General features: G+C 73.9%; 17 protein-coding genes and 1 riboswitch. Of the genes, 8 read left to right on the top strand and 9 right to left on the bottom strand.

The features are described from left to right. On the top strand, nucleotides 1–987 hold a 987-nt coding region (locus ABWI07_RS35940), incomplete at its 5' end, for a serine/threonine-protein kinase (protein WP_353821294.1). Nucleotides 988–1,017: 30 nt separating this feature from the next. Here the strand turns inward: ABWI07_RS35940 and ABWI07_RS35935 are convergent. From ABWI07_RS35935 to ABWI07_RS35920, 4 genes are all read right to left on the bottom strand, one after another. After that, the gene (locus tag ABWI07_RS35935; protein WP_200841674.1) at nucleotides 1,018–1,179 is read right to left on the bottom strand and encodes a hypothetical protein; all 162 of its coding nucleotides are present in this window, start codon (nucleotides 1,177–1,179) and stop codon (nucleotides 1,018–1,020) included. Nucleotides 1,180–1,268: 89 nt separating this feature from the next. After that, a complete protein-coding gene (gene thiE / locus ABWI07_RS35930; protein ID WP_149257389.1) occupies nucleotides 1,269–1,955 on the bottom strand; it encodes a thiamine phosphate synthase in 687 nt (228 codons plus the stop codon). A gap of 108 nt (nucleotides 1,956–2,063) precedes the next feature. Beyond that, nucleotides 2,064–2,438, bottom strand: a complete 375-nt coding sequence (locus tag ABWI07_RS35925; protein ID WP_353821293.1) for an Rv2175c family DNA-binding protein — start codon at nucleotides 2,436–2,438, stop codon at nucleotides 2,064–2,066. Nucleotides 2,439–2,516: 78 nt separating this feature from the next. Further along, the gene (locus tag ABWI07_RS35920) at nucleotides 2,517–3,734 is read right to left on the bottom strand and encodes an NAD(P)/FAD-dependent oxidoreductase (RefSeq protein WP_353821292.1); all 1,218 of its coding nucleotides are present in this window, start codon (nucleotides 3,732–3,734) and stop codon (nucleotides 2,517–2,519) included. Between the two features lie 118 nt (nucleotides 3,735–3,852). Continuing rightward, nucleotides 3,853–3,966, top strand: a riboswitch (TPP riboswitch). Between ABWI07_RS35920 and thiO the strand changes: the two genes are divergently transcribed. From thiO to ABWI07_RS35890, 6 genes are all read left to right on the top strand, one after another. Continuing rightward, on the top strand, nucleotides 3,956–5,083 hold the full coding sequence (gene thiO / locus ABWI07_RS35915) for a glycine oxidase ThiO (protein ID WP_353821291.1): 1,128 nt from the start codon (nucleotides 3,956–3,958) through the stop codon (nucleotides 5,081–5,083). Its footprint overlaps the riboswitch before it by 11 nt. Further along, entirely contained in the window at nucleotides 5,080–5,280 is a 201-nt protein-coding gene (gene thiS / locus ABWI07_RS35910; protein WP_149257393.1) for a sulfur carrier protein ThiS, read from the top strand. Before thiO ends, thiS begins: the two co-directional genes overlap by 4 nt. Nucleotides 5,281–5,282: 2 nt before the next feature. Then, nucleotides 5,283–6,086, top strand: coding sequence for a thiazole synthase (locus tag ABWI07_RS35905; RefSeq protein ID WP_149257394.1), 804 nt, complete (start codon nucleotides 5,283–5,285; stop codon nucleotides 6,084–6,086). A gap of 139 nt (nucleotides 6,087–6,225) precedes the next feature. Next, on the top strand, nucleotides 6,226–7,197 hold the full coding sequence (locus ABWI07_RS35900; RefSeq protein ID WP_149257395.1) for a DMT family transporter: 972 nt from the start codon (nucleotides 6,226–6,228) through the stop codon (nucleotides 7,195–7,197). A 36-nt stretch (nucleotides 7,198–7,233) separates the two neighbouring features. After that, nucleotides 7,234–9,159, top strand: coding sequence for a Stk1 family PASTA domain-containing Ser/Thr kinase (gene pknB, locus ABWI07_RS35895; protein WP_353821290.1), 1,926 nt, complete (start codon nucleotides 7,234–7,236; stop codon nucleotides 9,157–9,159). A gap of 20 nt (nucleotides 9,160–9,179) precedes the next feature. Continuing rightward, nucleotides 9,180–10,025 carry a deoxyribonuclease IV gene (locus ABWI07_RS35890; RefSeq protein ID WP_353821289.1) on the top strand — a complete coding sequence of 282 codons (846 nt, stop codon included), beginning with the start codon at nucleotides 9,180–9,182 and terminating at the stop codon, nucleotides 10,023–10,025. 1,079 nt (nucleotides 10,026–11,104) lie between these two features. Here the strand turns inward: ABWI07_RS35890 and ABWI07_RS35885 are convergent. The 5 genes from ABWI07_RS35885 to ABWI07_RS35865 all read right to left on the bottom strand — a co-directional run bounded on the left by ABWI07_RS35885 (nucleotide 11,105) and on the right by ABWI07_RS35865 (nucleotide 16,283). Then, a complete protein-coding gene (locus ABWI07_RS35885; RefSeq protein WP_149257398.1) occupies nucleotides 11,105–12,805 on the bottom strand; it encodes a sodium:solute symporter family transporter in 1,701 nt (566 codons plus the stop codon). Next, a complete protein-coding gene (locus ABWI07_RS35880; RefSeq protein WP_160160847.1) occupies nucleotides 12,802–13,332 on the bottom strand; it encodes a hypothetical protein in 531 nt (176 codons plus the stop codon). The genes ABWI07_RS35885 and ABWI07_RS35880 overlap by 4 nt, the downstream gene beginning before the upstream one ends. Beyond that, nucleotides 13,322–14,128, bottom strand: coding sequence for a LytR/AlgR family response regulator transcription factor (locus tag ABWI07_RS35875; RefSeq protein ID WP_149257400.1), 807 nt, complete (start codon nucleotides 14,126–14,128; stop codon nucleotides 13,322–13,324). The genes ABWI07_RS35880 and ABWI07_RS35875 overlap by 11 nt, the downstream gene beginning before the upstream one ends. A gap of 77 nt (nucleotides 14,129–14,205) precedes the next feature. After that, nucleotides 14,206–15,549 carry a histidine kinase gene (locus ABWI07_RS35870; protein ID WP_353821288.1) on the bottom strand — a complete coding sequence of 448 codons (1,344 nt, stop codon included), beginning with the start codon at nucleotides 15,547–15,549 and terminating at the stop codon, nucleotides 14,206–14,208. Nucleotides 15,550–15,659: 110 nt separating this feature from the next. Beyond that, entirely contained in the window at nucleotides 15,660–16,283 is a 624-nt protein-coding gene (locus tag ABWI07_RS35865; RefSeq protein WP_149257402.1) for a sulfite oxidase-like oxidoreductase, read from the bottom strand. Nucleotides 16,284–16,541: 258 nt separating this feature from the next. On the opposite strand from ABWI07_RS35865, the gene aroF reads away from it, so the two are divergent. Then, nucleotides 16,542–17,588: a 3-deoxy-7-phosphoheptulonate synthase gene (gene aroF, locus ABWI07_RS35860; RefSeq protein WP_353821287.1), complete on the top strand. Its 1,047-nt coding sequence runs from the start codon at nucleotides 16,542–16,544 to the stop codon at nucleotides 17,586–17,588. Nucleotides 17,589–17,603: the final 15 nt, after the last annotated feature.

Here is a 17,603-nt window from a genome sequence, read left to right as displayed (position 1 = left end):
CACGCCGGCCGGCCCGCCGCGGCGCGCCCCGGGCCCGGACGCGGCGCGTCCCGGCCCGCGCACGGCTGCGACCACCGGCCCGACGCCCCGCTCGGTCCCGACGACCCGCGCGGCCTCGGCGAGTACACGCTGCTCGGACGCCTCGGCGAGGGCGGCCAGGGCGTCGTCTACCTCGGCCGGGACGGCGACGGCGAACTCGTCACCGTCAAGCTGCTGCGCGGCGGCGTCGCGGCCGGGCAGCGGGCGCGCAGCCGCTTCGTCAAGGAGGCGGACGCGGCCCTGCGGGTCTCCGGGCGGCACACGGCCCGCGTCCTGGACGCCGACATGACCGGCGACCGCCCCTACATCGTCAGCGAGTTCGTCGAGGGGCCCTCGCTCCAGGACGTCGTCGCCGACCGCGGCCCGCTCGCCCCGCCGCGGCTCCGCAAGCTCGCGCTGCGCACCGCCGCCGCGCTCGCCGCGATCCACCGCGCCGGGATCGTGCACCGCGACTTCAAGCCCGGGAACGTGCTGCTCGGCCCGGACGGCGCCAAGGTCATCGACTTCGGCATCGCCCGCACCGCCGACGCGACCCCGCTGACCACCGGCCCGGTCGGGACGCCCGCCTACATGGCGCCCGAGCAGATCGAGGACGAGCCGGTCGGGCCGCCCGCCGACGTGTTCGCGTGGGGCGCCACGATGGTGTTCGCCGCGACGGGGCGGCCGCCGTTCGGGACCGGGCCGAGCGCGGCCGTGATGCGGCGCGTGACGTCGCGCCGGCCCGACCTCGGCGACATGGAGGGCCCGCTGCGCGAGCTCGCGGCCCGCTGCCTGGACAAGAACCCCGCCGCGCGCCCGACGGCGCCGCAGATCGTCCGGGCGCTGCGCGAGGGGCAGGCCCCGGCGCCGAAGCCGCGCCCGACGCGGATCCCGCGCTACCGGTGGCGGATGATGGTCGCGCTCGGCGCCGTCGTGGCGGCCGGGTTCCTGCTCGGCGTCCTGGTCTGAGCGGCGTCCCGGTCCGAGCAGAAGGGCCCGTCACCAGTGCGGCGGGCGGTCCTCCAGCAGGCGCGAGTCGTCGTCGCCGCCGGCGCGCCACTCGCCCCACCCGGTGTCGGTGTCGTCGGACGTCTGGTCCGGCAGGATCTCCAGGTCGTCGTCCAGCTCGACCGTGCGGTCGTCGTCGGGTCCCACGCTCATGATCCCCATTGTCGGCGATCCGGCCGGAGTCCGCACCGTGATCCGCGGCAATTCGCACGGATCCGCCCGTGCTGTTCCGATCGTTCCGGTCAGGCCGTGCCGAGCGGCCGGGCGGCCAGCCGGCGCGCGAACTCCGCCGCGGCGGCGCCCGGGTCACCGGCCTCGGTGATCGCCCGGACCACCACGACGCGCTCCGCGCCCGCGGCGAGGACCTCGTCCAGGTTGCCGAGGTCGATGCCGCCGATCGCGAACCACGGCCGCGCGACGCGCTGCGCCGCGACGTACTCCAGCAGCTTGGGGCCGGGCGCGGGACGGCCGGGCTTGGTCGGCGTGGGCCACACCGGGCCCGCGCAGAAGTAGTCGGCGCCGGGCTCGGCCGCCGCCGCCGACGCCTGCTCCCCGGAGTGCGTCGACCGGCCGATCAGCATGTCGCCCCCGACGATCTCGCGGGCGGCGGGCACGGGCAGGTCGTCCTGGCCGAGGTGCAGCACGTCCGCGCCGACGGCGTGCGCGATGTCGGCGCGGTCGTTGACGGCCAGCAGCGCCCCGTGCCGCTCGCACGCCGCGCGGAACACCTCCAGGTGGGCCGTCTCCTGCCGGGCCTCCAGGCCCTTCTGGCGGAGTTGGACGATGTCGACGCCGTTCGCGAGCACGGCGTCGAGGAAGGCCGGCAGGTCCCCCTGGCGCTCCCGCGCGTCCGTGCAGAGGTAGAGGCGGGCGCGGCTGAGCCGGGCGCGCAGCGCGACGGCGTGCTCGGACGGGAGATGCCTGGACACGGCCGGGGAACGTCCTTTCGACAGATGATCAAGGGATCGCGCGCGTGCTGACCTCCCGCGCGCGACCCCGCGATCGTGTCACGTGCGTCGTACGGCGCCGGAGGCGGCCTAGAAGGCGAGCGCCTGGGCGCGGCGGCGGACCTCGGTCCCCCGGTTCTCGGTGAGCGCGTCCACCGGCGTCCCCGGCAGCGTGTCGTCGGCCGTGAACAGCCACCGGATCGTCTCGGCGTCGTCGAAGCCGGCGTCCGACAGGAGGGTCAGCGTGCCGGGCAGACCCTTCATGACCTGGCCGTCCTTGATGAAGGCCGCGGGGACCATCGGCTCCCCGCCCCGGCGCACCGCGAGGATGCGGTGCTCGTGGATGAGCTGCTTGATCCGGTTGGGCTTGATCCCGAGCCTGTCGGCGGTCTCCTTGAGGGTGAGCCACTCGCCGGCCAGGGCGTCGGTGCGGGGGTCCAGTGCGCTGTCAACGGTTGCGTGCATCTGCGTCACGCCCCCTTGCTACCACGCCTTCGGAAGACTCAAACCCGGTGCGCAGCCGTTACCCTCCATCGCCGATCGCTATCCGCGAACGGCCTGCCGGACGGGCACGTCCGGGTCGGCGATCGCCTCCGGATCCACGGGCGTCCCCGCCGCGATCACCCGCCGCGCCTGCACCAGGTCGCGGGGCCGGTCGACGGTGAGGACCGCGTCGAGGCGGTCGCCGGTCAGCCACACCAGCGCCCACTTGCGGCCGGACGGGTCGCCCCGGCGCACGAGCCGCTCGGACGCCGAGTGGTCGCCCGCGTACTGGACCATGCGCCCGAACTGCTCCGACCAGAAGTACGGGGCGGCGTCGTAGACGGCCTCCCGGCCGAGGAGGGCCAGGGCGGCGGTCTCGGGGGCGTTCAGGGCGGTGTCCCAGTGCTCGACGAGGAGCCGCCGGCCGTACCGGTGCGACCACCAGGCGGCGCAGTCGCCGACCGCGACGACGTCCGGGCGCAGCGCGCCGGGGGCCTCCTCGCCCGCGTAGGTCCGGAACGAGCCGTCGGTCACGACGCCGCGCTCCAGCAGCAGCCCCGAGCCCTCAAGCCACGACAGGACGGGCCTGACCCCGATGCCCACTACCACCTCGTCGGCGTCGATGCGCCCGCCCCCGGCGAGGGCGAGGCCGCCCTCGCGCACCTCGGCGACCTTGACCCCGGTCCGCAGCTCGACGCCGGCCTCCGCGTACCAGGGGGCGGTGAGCGCGCCGACCTCGGGCCCGACCGCGCCCGCCAGGGGCGTGTCGGCCGCCTCGACGACGGTGACCGCGCAGCCCTTGCGGGCCGCGGTGGTGGCGACCTCGGCGCCGATCCAGCCCGCCCCGACGATCACGATGCGGGCGCCCGGGACGAGCCGGGCGCGCAGGTCGCGGGCCTCGTCGATGGTGCGCAGCACGTGCTGGCGCCCGTCCCCGGGCAGGGTGATCGGGGCGGCGCCGGTCGCGATCACCAGGCCGTCGAAGGGGAGGTCGCCCGCCGTGGAGGCCACCGTCCCGCCGCGTCCGGGCTCGTCCAGCCGCAGACCGGTGGCGCGCTCGCCGAGCAGCAGCTCGCAGCGCAGCGCGTCCCAGTCGGCGTCCACGGTCGTGTCGTCGGACTCTCCCGCGAGGACGGCCTTCGACAGCGGCGGCCGGTCGTAGGGCCGGTGCCGTTCCGCCGACAGGAGGGTCAGCGCGCCCTCGTACCCCTTGCTCCTCAGGGCCTCCACGGCGCGCACGCCGGCCAGCCCACCACCCACGACGATGACCCTGTCCATGGAAGGCCACATTAACGGCCCGCGTTCCGCGGACGGACAGGTGGGTGGACAGGTGTCCAATCAGCCGCCCGCTCCCCCGAGGTCGTAAGGTGGTGACGAGCAGAAACCTGCACAGAACAGAACAAAGCGCGGGAGTCCGGTGCGACCGGGCTGAGAGGGCGGCTGAACGGGCCGCCGACCGCCAGGACCTGATCCGGATCATGCCGGCGAAGGGAGCGCGCATGGAGATAGCGATCATCGGCGCCGGGGTGGTCGGCCTGGCCACCGCCTGGCGCACCGCCGCCGGCGGCGCCGCCGTCACCCTCGTCGACCCCGCGCCCGCGTCGGGCGCCTCCTCCGTCGCGGCGGGCATGCTGACCCCCGTCAGCGAGCTGACCTACGGCGAGGAGCCGCTGCTGCGGCTCGGCCTCGCCTCCCGCGACCGCTACGGCGCGTTCGTCGCGGAGCTGGAGGAGCTGACCGGCCTGGAGACCGGCTACCGCACCGACGGGATCATCGAGGTCGCGTTCGACTCCGACGACCTGCGGTACCTGGACGACCTGCGCCGCTTCCAGGAGCACCTCGGCATCCCCGCGGAGGCGCTCACCGGCCGGGAGTGCCGGCGGCTGGAGCCGATGCTCGCGCCCGGCGTGCGCGGCGGCCTGCTCGCTCCGCGGGACGGATCGGTCGACCCCCGCAGGCTCGCCCCCGCGCTGCTGGCCGCGTGCGAGCGGCTGGGCGTCCGGCTCGTCCGGCGGCGGGCCGCGCGCGTCGTCGTCGAGAACGACGCGGCCGTCGGAGTCGGCCTGGACGACGGCACCGTGATCCGCGCGGACCGGGTGCTGCTGGCCGCGGGCCCGTGGTCGGGCGACGTCGGCGGGCTGCCCCTCGGGACCGTTCCACCCGTCCGCCCGGTGAAGGGGCAGGTGATCCGGCTGCGCACCCGGACGCCGTTCCTGCGGCGGCCTACCCGCGGCCTCGTCCGGGGATCCTCGGTCTACCTGGTGCCGCGCCCGGACGGCGAGATCGTCCTCGGCGCCACGCAGGAGGAGCTGGGCTTCGACACGCGCGTCACCGCCGGCGGGCTGTGGGAGCTGCTGCGCGACGCCCGCGAGCTGCTGCCCGGCATCACCGAGCTGGAGTTCGCGGAGGTCACCGCCGGGCTGCGGCCCGGCTCCCCCGACAACGCGCCCGTGATGGGGCCGACCGCGCTGGCCGGGCTGTTCGTCGGCACCGGGCACTTCCGCAACGGCATCCTGCTCACGCCGGTGAGCGCCGACATCCTGTCCGCGATGCTGCTGGACGGGCCCGTCCCCGAGGTCGCCGGGCCGTTCGCCCCCGACCGCTTCTCCCCCGAGGTGAGCGCATGAAGGTGATCGTCAACGGTGAGCCGCGCGAGCTGCCCGAGGGCGCGAGCGTGGCCGAGGTCGTCGCGTCCGTCACGGCCGCGGCGACGGGCGTGGCCGCGGCGCTGAACGACGAGGTCGTCCGGCGCTCGGCCTGGGAGGCCACGCCCCTGAAGGACGCCGACCGCGTCGAGGTGCTGACCGCGGTCCAGGGAGGGTGAGGATGGACACGAGGAACAGCGGCACAGGGAACACCGGCACCGACGGGCTGGTCATCGCGGGCGAGGAGCTGGACTCGCGGCTGATCATGGGCACGGGCGGGGCGCCCAGCATGGCGGTGCTGCGCGAGGCGCTCACCGCGTCGGGGACCGCGCTCACCACGGTCGCGATGCGCCGGGTGGACCCGGCCGCGCGCGGCTCGGTGCTGGACGTGCTGGCCGAGTGCGGCATCCGGGTGCTGCCGAACACCGCCGGCTGCTTCACCGCGGGCGAGGCCGTCCTGACCGCCAAGCTCGCCCGGGAGGCGCTCGGCACCGACTGGGTCAAGCTGGAGGTGATCGCCGACGAGCGCACGCTGCTGCCCGACCCGATCGAGCTGGTCGAGGCCGCCGAGCAGCTCGTCGACGACGGCTTCACCGTCCTGCCCTACACCAACGACGACCCGGTGCTGGCGCACCGGCTGGAGCAGCTCGGCTGCGCCGCCGTGATGCCGCTCGGCTCCCCGATCGGGTCGGGGCTCGGCATCCGCAATCCGCACAACATCGAGCTGATCGTGGAGCGCGCGAACGTCCCGGTGATCCTGGACGCGGGGCTCGGCACGGCGTCGGACGCCGCCCTCGCCATGGAGCTCGGCTGCGACGCGGTGCTCCTCGCGACCGCCGTCACCCGCGCGCAGTCCCCGGCGCGGATGGCCGCGGCGATGCGGCACGCGGTCGAGGCGGGGCGGCTCGCGCGGCTCGCCGGACGCATCCCCAAGCGCCGCTACGCCCAGGCGTCCTCCCCGTTCGAGGGCCTGGCGACGTCGTAGCGACGCTAAAGACCCACCTGTAGAAATATTCGCTAGACCTGAAATGTCGGGCACCACAGACTGAATCCGTCCACCGGAGCCGCAACCGCGCGAAACGCTTCGGTGTCGGTGGAAACATCCCCTACCTAAGGTGCGTGACATGCAGCAGGAAAGCGGCGCGCGCGTCGACAAGCTAGCGGTGGCGGCGGCAACGGTCACGGTGGTGTTCTGGGCCTCGGCCTTCGTCGCGATCCGCAGCGCGGGCGACGAGTACAGCCCCGGCGCGCTCGCCCTCGGCCGCCTCCTTTCCGGGACGGTCGTGCTGGGGGCGCTCTGGCTCGTCCGGCGCGAGGGCCTGCCGCCCAAGGCGGCCTGGCCCGGCATCGTCACCGCGGGCCTCCTGTGGTTCGGCTGCTACATGGTCGTGCTGAACTGGGGCGAGCAGCTCGTGGACGCGGGCACCGCCGCCCTCGTCGTCAACATCGGGCCGATCCTCATCGCGCTGCTCGGCGGCTGGCTGCTGAAGGAGGGCCTGTCGTCCCGGCTGGTGCTCGGCATGGCCGTCTCGTTCACCGGCGCCGCCGTCGTGGGGCTGTCGATGTCGGGCGAGGGCCGCTCGTCCGTCGGCGGGGTGCTGCTCTGCCTGGCGGCCGCGGTCACCTACGCCGCGGGCGTCGTCGCCCAGAAGCCGGCGCTGAGGCACGCGTCGTCGCTCCAGTTCACCACCTTCGCCTGCGCGATCGGCGCGGCGGCCTGCCTGCCGTTCTCCGGGCAGCTCGTCTCGCAGGCCGCGGACGCCCCCGCGGGCGCCACCCTCAACATGGTCTACCTGGGCGTCTTCCCGACCGCGCTCGCGTTCACGACCTGGGGGTACGCGCTGGCCCGCACGTCCGCCGGGAAGATGGGCGCCACCACCTACGCCGCGCCCGCCCTCGTGGTCATGATGTCGTGGCTGTTCCTGGACGAGGTCCCCGGCCTGGTCACCCTCGGCGGCGGGCTGCTGTGCCTCACCGGCGTGGCCGTCTCCCGCAGCACGCGGACGCTCCGCCGCCGCGTCCCGCCCGTCGCTCCCGCACCCGCCGCCCCGGAGGAGTCGCCCTCCGGACTCGTCGATGCTCATACTCGCGACTGATGAGATCCGCGGGGATTCCCCCGTAAACTCGCATCGATGGACACGACGGTTGCTGATCCACTCGTCGGGCGGGTGCTCGACGGGCGCTACCGCATTGAGTCCCGCATCGCCCGCGGCGGCATGGCCACGGTCTACCTCGCGCGCGACCTCCGGCTCGACCGCATCATCGCGATCAAGGTGATGCACGCGGGGCTCGCCTCCGACGAGGACTTCGTCGCCCGCTTCATCGGCGAGGCCAAGGCGGCCGCGGCGCTGTCCCACCCGAACGTCGTCGCCGTCTACGACCAGCGCACCGACGGCGAGCACGTCTACCTGGTGATGGAGTACGTCGCCGGCCGCACCCTGCGCGACGCGCTGAACTCGCTCGGCAGGCTCGGCCCGCGCGCCGCCCTGGAGATCATGCAGCCGGTGCTGGCCGCGCTCGGCGCCGCGCACCGGGCCGGCCTGGTGCACCGCGACGTCAAGCCCGAGAACGTACTGATCACCGAGGACGGCCAGGTCAAGGTCGCCGACTTCGGCCTCGCGCGGGCCGAGACCGCGAGCAAGATGACCAAGACCGGCATGATCATCGGAACGGTCGGCTACCTGGCGCCCGAGCAGGTGCTGTCCGGCAACGCCGACGTCCGCTCCGACGTGTACGCCGCCGGGACCATGCTGTTCGAGCTGATGACCGGGCGGCTGCCGCACCAGGGCGACACGCCCCTCGCCGTCGCCTACAAGCACGTGAACGAGACGGTGCCGCCGCCGTCGAGCGTCGTCCCCGGCATCCCCGCGCGGGTGGACGCCCTGGTCACCGACGCCACGAGCCACGACCCGGCCCGCCGCCCGCAGGACGCGAACCAGTACCTGGCCGAGGTCGCCGAGGTGTTCGGCGGCCTGCCGCGCGACTTCGACCGGCGCGTCGAGGAGTCGTCCCGCAACGCCACGAGCGTGCTGGAGGCGCCGCCGCCCGCCCACGGCCGCACCGCCCTCCTGGACGCCGACACCATGGCGCCCGAGTACGTCCCGCGCCCCACCCGCACCGACCGCGCGATCGGCGCCCTGACCGGCCGCTACGTCATGGTCGCCCTCGGGCTGATCGCGGCGGTCATCCTCGGCTGGGCCGTCTGGTACCAGACGTCCGGCCAGTACGAGCACGTCCCGTCCTCGATCATCGGGATGAAGGTCGCCGACGCCCGCGACCAGCTGGAGTCCGACGGCCTGGACGTGCGCACCGCCAAGGCGGTCTACAGCGACCGCGTCCACAAGGGCGGCGTCGCCAAGTCCGACCCGCCCGCCGGCGCACGCGTCGCCAAGGGCCAGACGGTCACGCTCACGCCGTCGAAGGGCATCACGCCGCGCGAGGTGCCCGACGTCGAGGGCAAGTCCGTCGCCGACGCCAAGAAGACCCTGGAGGACAAGGGCTTCACCGTCGGCCGGACGAGCACCACCCCCTCGCAGACCGTCGCCAGGGGCGACGTCATCAGCACCGACCCGGGCGCGGGCGAGAAGCAGTCCCCCGACGAGCCGGTCGCCGTCGTCGTCTCCAGCGGCATGTCGATGCCCGGCCTCCTCGGCCAGAACGGCGACTCCGCCGCCAACCAGCTGCGCTCCATGGGCCTGAACGTCACCGTCCAGAAGAAGCAGGTGGACGGCAAGCAGCCCGACACGGTGATCAGCCAGGACCCGTCCGAGGGCACCGGCGTCTCCCGCGGCGACGAGGTCACCATCGTCGTCAACAAGCGCGACTGCATCCTCGACGTCGGCGACGTCCACATCGGCTGCAAGGACGGCGACGGCAGCCAGAACGTCCCCGTCCCGGACCTGACCGGCCGCCGCGTGGGCGAGGCCAAGCGCGCCCTGGAGGACTCCGGCTTCCGGGTGAACGTGACGGGCTTCGGCGGCAACACCGTGCGCTTCCAGTCCCCGAACAGCGGCGAGGCCCCGCGCGGCTCCACCATCACGATCGTCCGGGGTCCCTGAGCGGCTAGTCTGAACGCGCCATGACCTCACCCATCAGCCCCGTCGGGGCACACGTGCCCGTGGCCGGCGGCCTCGCCACCGGCGGCCTGAAGTACGCCGCGGAGATCGGCGCCGAGGCGGTCCAGGTGTTCGTCTCCAACCCGCGCGGCTGGGCCCTGCCCGAGGGCAAGCCCGCCGAGGACGCCAAGCTCCGGGACGGCGGCCTCCCCGTCTACGTGCACGCCCCGTACCTGGTCAACCTCGGCTCCCCCACCCCGGAGACGCTGGAGAAGTCGCTGGCGGCCGTCCGCCACTCCCTGACCCGGGGCCGCGCCATCGGCGCCCGCGGCGTCGTCGTCCACACCGGCTCCGCCGTGACCCGGACCTACGACGAGGCCATGGCCCAGATCCGCGACCACGTCCTCCCCCTCCTCGACGAGATCCCCGAGGACGGCCCCGACCTGCTCCTGGAGCCCATGGCCGGCCAGAACAACATGCTCTGCGCCAAGGTCCAGGACCTGGGCCCCTTCTTCGAGCGCCTCGACCACCACCCGAAGCTCGGCGTCTGCTTCGACACCTGCCACGCCTGGGCCGCCGGCCACGACCTGACCGCCCCCGGCGGCGCCAAGGACACCCTCGACGCCCTGGTGGCCGCTGTAGGCGAAGGCCGCCTGAAACTGGTCCACGCCAACGACTCCAAGGACGCCTGCGCCTCCGCCAAGGACCGCCACGAGAACATAGGCGCCGGCCAAATAGGCGAGCCCCCCTTCGCCGACCTCTTCAACCACCCCGCCACAACAGGCGTCCCCTTCATAATCGAAACCCCAGGCCGAGCCCCCGCCCCCCACGCCAAAGACATAGAAACCCTCAAGCGACTCCGTTCCTGATTGCTCTTTCTTATTGCTTTTTCTCCTCCCTCGGGCCTGGCGGCCCTCCATCGTCGATAAAGCGGGCGATCGCTGGCATCGCTTCGTCTCGCCTTGCGGCTCGCTGCTGTGTTTAATGCAGTGCTCTCCTCCTTCGGGCCCTGAGGGCCCTCCATCGTCGAACACTGCGGCGATCGCTGGCATCGCTCCGACTCGCCTTGCGGCTCGCTTCGCGATCAGATTCTCGCAAGCTCGAATCTGCCTTCGGACGCGATCGCGGGCCTCAGGTCGTTGCGTGGTTGCTCTGGCGGCTGAGGTCGTTGCAGGAGTGGGTTCGCTACCCGGCCGCCGCGAGCCCTGAGGGCTGCCTCCGCCGCCGTCGCCGCCCTGTGAGTGCGCTGGCCCAGCCGGCCTTGCGGTCGACGCCTCTGGGCGTGACCGCCGCGAGCGCCCGTAGTACCTCGATAGACGAGGGACGCACTCATGTGGGAGGCGGCAGTGGCCGCCCACAGCAACCAACTACTGCAACGACTTCAGCCACTACAGCACCACGCGACAACCTGGGGGCCGCGATCGCGTCCGAAGGCAGTTTCGAGCGAAGCAAGAAACTGATCGCGCAGCGAGCCGCAAGGCGAGACGGAGCGATGCCAGCGATCGCCCGCTTTTATCGACGATGGAGGGCCGCCAGGCCCGAAGGAGGAGAAAAAAGCAATAAAAACAGCTCGGGCGCCGCTGGACAACCCCCCGACTGTTCAGCGACGCCCGAGCCACAGGTCGCGGGATCCCACCCCCCCGGTACGGGATCCTGCGACTCACGATCCGGCATGTGGCGCCGGATCTCCGGATTTGCTCTTGTGGGAGGGTTCGCGGCCGGGGGGCCGCCCGCCCCTCCTTGGGCGGTGTGGCGTGTGGTGCCACTGAGAACACTAGAGGGGCGGCGCCGCCTGTGGGCCCCAAGACGGCCCGGCACTCGATGAACGGTGTGTAGTCAGAGATATACGGAGCGTAGTCAGTCGATGAGCGGTCCGTGAGGCGGGACGAGCGGTTCCCGCTGCCGGGTCGCGGCAGGTGGGGGCGTCGCAAATGCCGCAAGGCGGGACTCAACGCGCGTACACGTCCTCGGGGAGGTGCAGTCTCGTCAGGGCGCGGTCGGCGCGGCGGGGGACGCGGCGGCGGGTCAGGAGGGACACGGCGACCATGACCGCGAACGCGGCGGGGGCGACCAGCGCGGCGGGCTCGGCCACGGCGGCGGCGGGCCAGCCGGTCAGGGGGACCTCGTAGAGGTGCAGGACGCCGGCCGCGACGGCGAGGCCGCCGCCGACGAGCAGGCCTGCGGCGGCGCCGGCGGCGGTCAGGCCGCGCCACCAGATGGCGAGGACGAGGAGCGGGCACAGGGAGCACGCCGACACGCACAGGGCGAGGGCGACGAGGCCCGCGGCGCTCTGCGCGCCGATCCTGGGGAGCAGGACGAGCGGGACGGCGAGCGCGAGCACCGTGGCGGTGCGGAAGGACGCGGTGCCTCTGCGGCGGGCGCACTGGGTGACCGTCCCGGCGATGGCGACGACGAGGCCGCAGGAGGTGGAGATGAACGCGGCGAAGGCGCCGAGGGTGATCAGCGCGGTGAGCAGCGCTCCGGCCGGTCCGGGGACGCGCTGGGGCAGCAGCAGGACGGTCGCGTCGGTGTCGCCGGTCATCAGCAGTTCGGGCGCGTAGAGGCGTCCCATGGCCGCGTAGATGGCGGGGAAGACCCAGAAGAGCGCGAGGAGGACCGGCACCAGCGCCGCCGTGCGGCGGGCGGTGCTTCCGCTCGGGTTCGTGTAGAAGCGCATGAGGATGTGGGGCAGCCCCATGGTGCCGAGCAGGATGCCCAGGAGCGCCGAGTAGGTGCGGTAGAGGCCGTGCTCCTGGCCGCGGCCGAACGGGGTGGCCCAGGTCTCGCCGTCCTGGACGGGCAGGCGGTCGGCATGGGGCACCGGCGCGCCGGCCGGGAAGACCACCTCGGTGGCCTGGCCGATGGCGTGCCGGCCCGCGGTCAGGGTCATCGCCCCGCCGTCGCGGCGGACGCCGTCCACGCGTCCGCGGGCGGTGACGATGACGGCGGCGGGGGCGACCACCTCGACCTCGGTGCGCACGTGGACCCGGGTGGTGTGCGCGAACCGCGCGGGCCCCTCGCCTACGGGGTCGGGGCGGCCGTCCATGTTCCACATGAGCAGCAGCGCCGCGGCGGGCACGGCGAGGGCGACCACTTTCACCCAGAACTGGAAGCTCTGGACGGCGGTGATGCTGTACATCCCGCCGGAGGTGACCAGCAGCAGCGTGACCGCGACGACGACGGCCCAGCCCGCCCACACCGGGGCGCCGGTCATCACGCGCAGCGTCACGCCCGCGCCCTGGAACTGGGGCAGCAGGTAGAACCAGCCGATGAAGCAGACGCAGCAGGTGACGATGCGCCGCACGGCCGGCGAGCCGAGCCTCCACTCGGCGAAGTCGGAGACGGTGTAGGCGCCGGACCTCCGCAGGGGTGCGGTCACGAACGCCAGGAGCAGGACGTATCCGGCGGTCGCCGCGACCGGCAGCCACAGCATGTCGGCGCCGTAGGCGAGCACCAGCCCGGCGGTGCCGAGGAACGCGGCGGCGGACAGGTACTCGCCACTGATCGCGGAGGCGTTCCGCCAGGGGGTGACGCCCCGGGAGGCGGTCAGGAGGTCGCCCGCGGCGCAGGCGGAGCGGCGGTCGTAGGCGCCGACGGCGGCGGTCGTCACCAGCAGTGCGAGGAGCGCCGCGACCGCCACGGCGGTCATCGCCGGCCCGCCGGTCTCGCCAGTTCGCGCTCGGCGCGCTCGGCCCGGGCGAACTGGCGGAGCGACACCGCGACCCAGACCGGCTGGATGCCGAACGCGAGGACGAGCCAGGGCAGCGGGACGCCGTGGACGCGGGCGCGGGCCACCGCCGGGACGAGCGCCATCAGCACCGGGAGCGCCGTCACCACGGCCATGACGAACGCGCCGGTGCCGAGGGCGGTGCGCAGCTGGGTGCGGATGAGGGCGCGGGTCTCGGCGGCGCCGATGGGCGGACCGGGAAGGGGCGGGACGGCGCGGACCGCATCGATATCGGTCAGGTCGGAATCGGCCGGGTCCGTATCGAACGGCGCGGGATCGGCCAGGGCGGTATCGGGCGGATCGGGGTCCGCCTGGTCGGCCGCGGGCGCCTCGGCGCCGGCGGTGCCGGTCCCGGCGCTCTCCGCAGTGCCCGGCGCCGCGCCCTCCGGCAGCGCGCGGGGGCGGACGGCCGCCCCTCCGGCGGCGGTCTCGCGGCGTTCATCGGTCATCGGTACCCTCCCCGGCGTCTCCGGGGCCTCCTGGGTCCCCGTCCGGCTGGTGGAACCTGCGGACGAACAGGTCGCGGACCTCGCGGGTGTGGCGGCGGCTGACCTGCAGCAGCTCGTCGCCGATCTGGACGGCCGCCCGGCCGCCGTCGAAGCGCAGCTCGGTGATGTGCGCCGCCGCGACGAGGGTGCTGCGGTGGATCCGGATGAAGCCCGCCCCCTCCCACCGCTTGGAGAGCGCCGACAGCGGCATGCGGACCAGGTAGCCGCCGTCGGCGGTGTGCAGCCGGACGTAGTCGCCCTTCGCCTCGACGTGGGTCACCGCGCGGCGGGACACCAGGCGCGTCCGCCCGCCGAGCTCGACGGGGATCATCTCGTCGTCGGGGTCGGGGGCGGCCTCCCCCGCGGTCCCGGACGTCCGGCGCGCGGCCGACGCCACCCGCCCGACCGCCACGGCGAGCCGCTCCGGGCGGACGGGCTTCAGCAGGTAGTCGAGGGCGCCGAGCTCGTAGGCTGCGACGGCGCAGTCGTCGTGCGCGGTCACGAACACCACGGGCGGCGGCGCGGCGAACCCGGTGAGCAGCCGGGTGAAGTCGAGCCCGTCGAGCCCCGGCATGCGGATGTCGAGGAACACGGCGTCGAGGCGCTCGCCGTCGACGAGCATGCGGCTCAGGTCGCGCAGCGCGGACGAGGCGTCCGCCGCCCCGGTGACCCGCCCGATCCGCGGGTCCTTGCGGAGCAGGTAGGTCAGCTCCTCCAGGGCGGGGCGTTCATCGTCGACGGCGAGGACGTGAAGCATGAGGGCGACTTTGCCGCGATTACCGTCTGTCCGCAATCGGTTCCAAAAAGTGAGTGGCGTGTCGCCCGGATCGCCCCTCAGTCGGGAAAGACGCCGGGACGGTACTTCGGAACGCGCAGATTGACCTTGGTTCCGGCGCCGAGCGCTGTCTCGACGGTGAGCCCGTACTCCTCGCCGTAGACCTGGCGCATGCGCGCGTCGACGTTCGCGAGGCCGATGCCGGGGCCGCCCTCCGGCCGGTCGTGGGTCGCCACGCTCCCCCAGCCGGTGGGCCCGGGGCGTCCGAGCGGCGCCGAGAGGATCTCCTCGAGCCGTTCGGGGTCCATGCCGATCCCGTCGTCCTCGACGCTGATCGCGGCCTCGGCGCCCGAGTCGCGGGCCGTGATCGAGATGTGGAACGCCTCGCGCCCGCCCGCCATGCCGTGCCGGACGGCGTTCTCCACGAGCGGCTGGAGCGCCAGGAACGGAACGGCGACCGGCAGGACCTCCGGCGCGACCTCGACGTCGCACCGCAGCCGGTCGCCGAACCTGGCGCGCTCCAACAGCAGGTAGCGGTCGATCGAGCGGAGCTCGTCGGCGAGCGTGGTGAAGTCGCGCGGGTTGCGGAACGAATAGCGGGCGAAGTCGGCGAAGTCGAGCAGCAGGCCGCGGGCGCGCTCGGGATCGGTGCGGACGAACGAGGCGATCGTGGTCAGCGAGTTGTAGACGAAGTGCGGGGAGATCTGCGCGCGCAGCGCCCGCAGCTCGGCCTCGGCGAGGCGGACGCGGGCGGAGTCGAGCTCGGCCAGTTCGAGCTGGCCGGTGACGAGCCGGGCCGCCTCCCCGACCGCGCGGACCCGCGCGGTGGACGGGCTCGGCCAGTACGCGGTCAGCGCCCCCTCGACGCGGCCCTCGACGGTGAGCGGGGCGACCATCGCCACCTGGACGCCGCAGCGCGGGTCGCCGCACGCGAGCGGCTCGGGCGCGATGACCCGGGGCCGGCCGGAGGCCAGGACCGGCAGCGCGTGCGCGACCGCCTCGTCGGCGTGGGCGCCGCGGCCGGCGCCGTCCCAGGCCAGTAAGCGCGGGGCGTCGCGCCCGCCCGCCCCCGCCTGGGCCGGACCGTCCGGCTCGGAGGGATCACCTGGATCGTCGGGGCCGTCCGGGTCGGCCGGCGGGCGCACCGCCACGATCGCGACCGCCTCGGCGCCGAGCAGCGCCCGCAGCAGCCGGGTCGACCTGCGCGCCGCGTCGCCGGTGAGCCCGGCCCGCAGCGGGGGCGCGGCGTGCGCGATCAGGTGCAGGGCGGCGAACGCCGCCGACTCCGCGGGCTCGGCGGGCCCGCGCCGCGGCAGGAGGCACCACCTGCGCGGCGCCCAGACCCCGCTGACCCCGGCCGCCGCGGCGCACACCACGACATCTGTGACGGACGGTAGGTCCATGGAAACGTACGGTAATGGCTATCATCGCCGCGGGTGCGGCTGTTGCCGATATACCGAGGTCTCGAATGGGACACGCTCGGCCCGCGCGGCCGGCCCGCCCGGCGGACCAATCACAGCGGGGGCGATTCGCCCTCGTCCTCCTGGTAGGAGTAGCGCTGCTCGCGCCACGGGTCGGCGACGTTGTGGTAGCCGCGCTCCTCCCAGAAGCCCCGGCGGTCCTTCACCAGGTACTCGACGCCCCGGACCCACTTCACGCTCTTCCACGCGTACAGGTGCGGGATGACGATGCGGAGGGGGAAGCCGTGGTCGGGCGTGAGCCGCTCGCCGTCGTGGTGGGTGGCGAACATCGTCCCCTCGGCGAGGAAGTCGCTCATCCGGATGTTGGCGCTGTAGCCGTACTCGGCCCAGACCATGACGTGCGTGACGTCGGGCGCGGGCGGCGCCAGCTCCGTGATCGCCGTGCCGGGGACGCCCTCCCACTCGTTGCCCGGGATCGTGAACTTGGTGACGCAGTGGAAGTCGGCGACCGACCGGGCCTTCGGCAGCGCGTCGAACTCGTCCCAGGTCCAGCGGTGCTGCTCCCCCGACTCGGTGGCGCCGAAGACGCGGAAGTCCCAGTCCTTGGGACGGAACTTCGGCACGGGACCGTAGTGCAGGACGGGCCAGCCCCGGGGGACGTACTGCCCGGGGGGCAGTTCGCCCGGCTGCGGCGCGGACTGTTCGGGGTGCGTCATGACGCGGCCATCCTGCCATCCGGCGTGACCTGAGCCATATCCGGGGTGCGTGCGGGCCGCGCGTCCGGACATCGGCTACGCTTGGGCCCGTGCGCAACGTCGTGTATTTCTTTTGGCTCGACCAGCCCGGACGGCTGGTCTGCCAGACGCTGCGCTGACAGACCACGAAGGCGAAAGCCCCGGGCCGGCCGGCCCGGGGCTTTCGCCGTTCCGGGGACGGACCGGCTTCCCGGGGCCTGAAGGAGAGGCAGCACACCCATGGTCGTCGTCATGGCCCCGGAGGCCAGCGAAGCGGATGTCAGAGCCGTCGTCTCACTGGTCGAGACGGCGGGAGGCGACGCCTTCATCAGCCGCGGCGTGGAGCGGACCATCGTCGGGCTGGTGGGCGACGTCCAGCAGTTCGGCACGCTGAACCTGCGCGGCATGCGCGGCGTCAGCGACGTCATCCGTATCTCGGCGCCCTACAAGCTGGTGAGCCGCGAGAACCACGGCGAACGCTCGGTCGTCCGGGTCGGCGGGGTGCCCATCGGCCCCGGCACCATGACGCTGATCGCCGGCCCGTGCGCGGTGGAGACCCCCGAGCAGACCCTCGGCGCGGCGCAGATGGCGCAGGCCGCGGGCGCGACGCTGCTGCGCGGGGGCGCGTTCAAGCCGCGGACGTCCCCTTACGCGTTCCAGGGCCTCGGGGAGGCGGGGCTGCGGATCCTCGCCGACGTCCGCGAGGAGACCGGCATGCCGATCGTCACCGAGGTCGTGGACGCCGCCGACGTCGACCTCGTCGCCTCCTACGCCGACATGCTGCAGATCGGCACCCGCAACGCGCAGAACTTCGCCCTCCTGCAGGCGGCCGGCGAGTCCGGCAAGCCGGTCATGCTGAAGCGCGGCATGAACGGGACGATCGAGGAGTGGCTGATGGCCGCCGAGTACGTCGCGCAGCGCGGCAACCTCGACATCGTGCTGTGCGAGCGGGGCATCCGCACCTTCGAGCGCGCGACCCGCAACACCCTCGACATCTCCGCGGTGCCGGTGGCGCAGCGCCTCTCCCACCTGCCGGTGATCGTGGACCCGTCGCACTCGGGCGGCAGCCGCGACCTCGTCCTGCCGCTGACCCGCGCGGCGATCGCGGTCGGCGCCGACGGCGTGATCATCGACGTGCACCCGCACCCGGAGACCGCGCTGTGCGACGGCCCGCAGGCCCTGGTGGACGGCGACCTGCGCGAGCTCGCCAAGCTCGTCCGCGACCTGCCCCCGATCGTCGGCCGCTCCCTCACCAGGAGCGAGGACCCCGACGCCGTCCCCGCGTGACCGCGCGTCCCCGCC

The organism is Actinomadura sp. NPDC000600, assembly GCF_040492135.1.
GTDB lineage: Bacteria > Actinomycetota > Actinomycetes > Streptosporangiales > Streptosporangiaceae > Spirillospora.
This window is presented reverse-complemented; position numbering and strand designations above follow the sequence as displayed.